Here is a 5,217-nt window from a genome sequence, read left to right as displayed (position 1 = left end):
CAGTGCGTGGACGCCGGCGCCGACGTCTTCGTCGCGGGCTCGGCCGTGTTCTCCGCCGATGACCCCGACGCGATGGTCCGCAGCCTCGCCGACGTGGCGGAGGCCCGATGCGCGCACTGAGCCGGGCGGCGGCGTCCGATCGCAGCCGTGCGCCGCTGCGCACCCGGACGCCGGCCGGGGAGCCCGCCACCTACCGTCACCTCGCGCACGTCGTGCGGGCTGCGCTGCGCCTGTTCACGCGCGAGGAGTGGGACGCCGCCGCGCAGCTTCCCCCGGCGGGTCACCCCGTCATCGTCGCGGCCAACCACGTGAGCTACGTCGATGTGGTGGCGGTGGGCCGTTATCTGATCTGGTCGGGCCGTTGGCCCCGCTACCTCGGCAAAGCGGAACTGTGGAAGGTCTTCCCGATCGGTTGGCTCGGCCGCCGCTGCCGCCAGATCCCTGTGGAGCGCAACAGCGTGCGCGCCAAGGACGCCCTCGTCCATGCGCGGGCGGCGCTGGAGCGGGGCGAGTGCATCGTCATCTACCCCGAGGGCGGCCGCACCCACGACCCGGATCTCTGGCCGCAACAGGGCCGCACCGGTGTCGCGCGGCTGGCGCTGGCCACCGGAGCGCCGGTCATCCCGGTCGGCCACTGGGGCACCCACCGCGTCATGCCCGGCCGCACGCTCACCTTCCCCCGGCCCGGGCAGCGCATCCGCATCGCCATGGGCGACCCGGTGCCGCTCGACGACCTGGCCGGGCGCGACGAGGACGCCGCCGCCCTGCGCGAGGCGACGACGCGGATCATGGACGCCGTGACGACCCTCGTGGAGCAGCTGCGGGGGGAGCGGCGTCCGGGTGCCGTGTGGGACCCGCGCGTGGGCGCCCGCGTGCCGCGGACAGCGCCACCCACCGCACCTTCGGACGTTGACTCGGACGCTGACAAGGGGTGACAACGACCGGTGTGGTCGTGGATCATGGCGCCATGGCTGAATACACCGATCAGGAAAAGGAACAGGTACGGCGCGCGGTGCTGGGCGCCCTCGCCTACGTCTCGCAGGCCGACCCCGGCTTCTTCGCCGCGTTCTCGGAGAGCGCAGCGGGGGCCAAGGCTCTCTCCGAGGCTCCGGAGCCCGTGCGTGAGCTGCTCTCCGGCGGGCTCATCATGCCCGAGCGCGAGACCAAGGAGCAGTTCGATGCCACGGTGGGCTCCGATCTCAAGGCCGCCGTCGATCTCGTGGCTGCGAAGGATCCGGCCGAGGCCGACGCTCTCAAGGGCGTCGTCAACGCGGGCATCCAGCAGGTGGCCGAGGCGTCCAAGGGCGTCTCGCCGGCCGAGCAGGAGGCCATCGACACGATCCGGGCCGCGCTCGCCTGAGCACCGCTCCCGGCCGCGCCGCCGTGGGCCTCAGCGCTCGCGGCGGCGCAGGTAGCGTTCGAACTGCAGGGCGATCTGCTCGCCCGTCGCCTCGGCCGTGTCGTAGCGCTCCTCGAGCTTGCCGACGTATCCGGCGATGTCGGTCTCCTCGGTGAGCAGTTCGTTCACCCGGCCCTCCCATGTGGCCGCCGCCTGGGGCAGGTCGCCCACGTCGAAGGGGGTGTCGATGACGTCGGCCACCCAGCCGAGCAGCGCGAGTGTCGCCTTCGGGTTCGGCGGGTCGGCCACGTAGTGGGGCACGGACGCCCACACCGACGTCACGTCGAAGCCCGCCTCGCGGCAGGCGCCCGCGAGGACGCCGACGATGCCCGAGGGGCCCTCGTAGTCGGTGCCGTTCTCGGTGATCGGGATCGGCCGGCTGTGCGGCGCGTCGGCCAGCATCGCGCCCATGACGACTACGTGCTCGGGCCGCACCGAGCGCAGCAGGGACACCAGCGCAGCGCAGAACGCCTTCCACCGCAGGTTCGGTTCCGGACCGCTGATGAGCAGCAGGTCGCGGTCCGCCAACCGGGCGAGGAGGACCTCGGTCGTCGCCCACTGGAGCGTGCGCTCCCCGTCTTCGTCGCGGACGAGCACCGGCCGGTTCTCGGTGAAGTCGTAGTAGTCGTCGGGATCCAGCGCGAACACGAATTCGGTGTCACACGTGTCGGTGAGGTGATCGAGGACGCCGGTGGCGGCGTCTCCCGCGTCGTTCCAGCCGCTGAAGGCGGCGAGGACGACGGGGCGCCGGAGGTGGTGCAACTCGACGGGACCCATGTCCGCCACTCTAGCGGCGCCCGTTGGCGCCACGGCCGATCGCCTATCCTTGCCCGGTGACCCAGAGCTTGCGTGCCGCCTTGTCGAGCCGTGTCGTGGTGGCCGACGGAGGCATGGGGACGATGCTCCAGGGCTACGACCTCACGCTCGACGACTTCGCCGGGCTCGAGGGCTGCAACGAGATCCTCAACGTGACGCGCCCCGATGTGGTCGAGGCCATCCACGCCGCCTACTTCGCCGCGGGCGCCGACTTCGTCACCGCCAACACCTTCGGCGCCAACCTGTCGGCGCTGGGGGAGTACGCCATCGCCGACCGCATCGCCGAGCTCGCCGAGGCGGGCGCCCGCATCGCCCGGCGGGCTGCGGACGCGGCGTCCACACCCGAACGCCCGCGCTGGGCGCTCGGGTCCGTCGGGCCGGGCACGAAGCTGCCGAGCCTCGGGCACGTGGGTTTCCGGGCGCTCCGCGACGCCTACCAGGTGCAGGTGGAGGCCATGCTTGCGGGCGGCATCGACGGCGTCCAGATCGAGACGTGCCAAGACCTCCTCCAGGCGAAGGCGGCGGTCCAGGCGGCGCACCGCGCCCAGGCGGCCGCCGGGCGCGACATCCCCGTCCTCGTCAACGTGAGCGTCGAGACGAACGGCACCATGTTGCTCGGCTCCGAGATCGGCGCCGCGCTCACCTCGCTCGCGCCGCTCGGCGTCGACGTGATCGGCCTCAACGGCTCCACCGGCCCGGCCGAGATGAGCGAGCACCTGCGCCATCTCAGCCGCCATGCCCGCATCGGCGTCGGGTGCATGCCCAACGCCGGCCTGCCCGAGTTGACCGCCGACGGCGCGGTCTACCCGCTGGGTCCCGAAGGCTTCACGGCCGCCCTCACGCAGTACGTCGCCGAGTTCGGGTTGAACGTCGTCGGCGGCTGTTGCGGCACCACGCCCGAGCACATCCGGCAACTCGCGGACGCCGTCGGCGGCCGTCCGCTCGCGACCGACCGGCCGGGGCTCTCGGCGCCGGTGGGTGGCGCGGTCTCGAGCCTGTACGCCGACGTCCCGCTGCGGCAGGACACGAGCTACCTGAGCGTGGGCGAGCGGACGAACGCGAACGGCTCGAAAGCGTTCCGCGAGGCCATGCTCGCCGGCGACTGGGACGCCTGCCTGGACATCGCGAAGGGCCAGTCGCGCGAGGGTGCGCACCTGCTCGACCTGTGCGTCGACTACGTGGGCCGCGACGGCGTCGCCGACATGCGCGCCCTGGCCGAGCGGGTGAATACGGCCGTACCCCTGCCGGTGATGCTCGACTCGACCGAGCCGCCCGTCATCGAGGCGGGTCTCGAAGCCGTGGCTGGCCGGGCGATCATCAACTCGGTCAACTTCGAGGACGGCGACGGCCCCGGCTCGCGTTTCCGCACGGTCATGCCGATGGTGGTCGAACACGGCGCCGCGGTCGTGGCGCTGACGATCGACGAGGAGGGTCAGGCGCGCACGACGGAGTGGAAGGTGCGCGTCGCCGAGCGGCTCATCGCCACGCTCGCTGCCGACTACGGCCTGTCCGTGGCCGACATCATCGTCGACTGCCTCACGTTCCCCATCGCGACCGGCCAGGAGGAGACCCGCCGCGACGCGATCGAGACGATCGAGGCGATCCGCGAGATCCGCCGCCGGCACCCCGACGTCCAGACGACGCTGGGCGTCTCCAACGTGAGCTTCGGGCTCAACCCGGCCGCCCGCGTCGTGCTCAACTCGGTGTTCCTGCACGAATGCGTCGAGGCCGGCCTCACCTCAGCCATCGTGCACCCGTCCCGCATCGTGCCTATGGCGCGCATCCCGGAGGAGCAGCGCCGCGTGGCGCTCGACTTGGTGTACGACCGGCGCGCCGACGGCTACGACCCGCTCGCCCGGTTCCTGGAACTGTTCGAGGGAGTCACGACGAGCGGCGCCAAAGAAGCGCGCGCGGCCGAGCTGGCCGCCCTTCCGCTCGCCGAGCGCCTGCAGCGCCGCATCGTGGACGCTGACGACAAGGGCCTCGGCGACGACCTGGACGAGGCGCTCGCCACCAAGTCCGCGCTCGCGATCGTGAACGACGACCTGCTGGCCGGCATGAAGACCGTCGGGGAACTGTTCGGCTCGGGCCAGATGCAACTGCCGTTCGTGCTCGCTTCCGCCGAGGTGATGAAGAAGTCGGTCGCCCACCTCGAGCCTCACATGGAGAAGACGGACGCCGCCGGCAAGGGCACCATCGTGCTCGCCACCGTGAAGGGCGACGTCCACGACATCGGCAAGAACCTCGTCGACATCATCCTCACCAACAACGGCTACACGGTGGTGAACCTCGGCATCAAGCAGCCGGTGGGGACCATCATCGAAGCCGCCCTCGCGCACAACGCCGACGCGATCGGCATGTCGGGGCTCCTGGTGAAATCGACGGTCGTGATGCGCGACAACCTGGCCGAACTGCAGGCGCGCGGACTCGTCCAGACGCCGGTCCTGCTGGGCGGCGCGGCGCTCACGCGCGCCTACGTCGAGCAGGACCTCAACCAGATGTTCTCCGGCGAGGTTCGCTACGCGCGGGACGCGTTCGAGGGGCTCTCCCTCATGGACGCCGTCATGGCCGTCAAGCGCGGCGACGCCACGGCCCTGCCCGCTCCCCGGGAGCGGCGCGTCAGGCCACGCCCGCAGGAGGGCGAGCCTGTCGGCACCAGCCCCGCGACCGACGACGGCGCACCCGGCCGCCCTGTCCGCTCCGATGTCGTCCGCTCCGACGTCGCCCGGGGCATCGACGTGCCGACGCCGCCGTTTTGGGGCAGCCGGGTCGTGAAGGGCGTCAAGCTGGCCGAGGTGGCCGAGTGGCTCGACCACCGGGCCACCTTCATGGGCCAGTGGGGCTTGCGCGGCAGCCGCGACGGGGCGTCCTACGACGAGCTGGTCGAGGCGGAGGGCGTCCCTCGCCTGCGTCGATGGCTCGACCGCATCCAGACCGACCGCATCGGCGAGTTCGCGGTGGTGTACGGCTACTGGCCCTGCCACAGCGAGGGCGACGATCTC

The 5,217-nt window shown here is 71.9% G+C and carries 4 protein-coding genes and 1 pseudogene; 4 read left to right on the top strand and 1 reads right to left on the bottom strand.

Going from position 1 to position 5,217, the window contains the following annotated elements:
• The 3 genes and pseudogenes from Q1K57_RS01935 to Q1K57_RS01925 form a co-directional block, all read left to right on the top strand.
• Positions 1-120: pseudogene (locus Q1K57_RS01935) on the top strand (ribulose-phosphate 3-epimerase); the annotation flags it as partial.
• Positions 108-935: a lysophospholipid acyltransferase family protein gene (locus Q1K57_RS01930; RefSeq protein ID WP_300078407.1), complete on the top strand. Its 828-nt coding sequence runs from the start codon at positions 108-110 to the stop codon at positions 933-935. The pseudogene Q1K57_RS01935 and the gene Q1K57_RS01930, both read left to right, overlap by 13 nt.
• Before the next feature lie 32 nt (positions 936-967).
• The gene (locus tag Q1K57_RS01925) at positions 968-1,360 is read left to right on the top strand and encodes a hypothetical protein (protein WP_300078404.1); all 393 of its coding nucleotides are present in this window, start codon (positions 968-970) and stop codon (positions 1,358-1,360) included.
• Between the two features lie 30 nt (positions 1,361-1,390).
• On the opposite strand, the gene Q1K57_RS01920 is transcribed toward Q1K57_RS01925, so the two are convergent.
• Entirely contained in the window at positions 1,391-2,176 is a 786-nt protein-coding gene (locus Q1K57_RS01920) for a PAC2 family protein (RefSeq protein ID WP_300078401.1), read from the bottom strand.
• A 56-nt stretch (positions 2,177-2,232) separates the two neighbouring features.
• On the opposite strand from Q1K57_RS01920, the gene metH reads away from it, so the two are divergent.
• Positions 2,233-5,217, top strand: a 2,985-nt coding sequence (gene metH / locus Q1K57_RS01915) for a methionine synthase (protein ID WP_300078398.1), incomplete at its 3' end; no start/stop codon positions are given.

This window comes from Propioniciclava sp., from assembly GCF_029977985.1.
In the GTDB taxonomy this organism is placed as follows: domain Bacteria; phylum Actinomycetota; class Actinomycetes; order Propionibacteriales; family Propionibacteriaceae; genus Propioniciclava.
Note: the sequence above shows the minus strand (reverse complement) of the source record. Positions and strands in the feature narration are given on the sequence as shown.

What these genes read in the sequence shown, in the direction of transcription:
- Q1K57_RS01930 (WP_300078407.1), top strand. Translation starts at nt 108, where the DNA reads ATGCGCGCACTGAGCCGGGCGGCGGCGTCCGATCGCAGCCGTGCGCCG.
- Q1K57_RS01925 (WP_300078404.1), top strand. Translation starts at nt 968, where the DNA reads ATGGCTGAATACACCGATCAGGAAAAGGAACAGGTACGGCGCGCGGTG.
- Q1K57_RS01920 (WP_300078401.1), bottom strand. Translation starts at nt 2,176, where the DNA reads ATGGGTCCCGTCGAGTTGCACCACCTCCGGCGCCCCGTCGTCCTCGCC.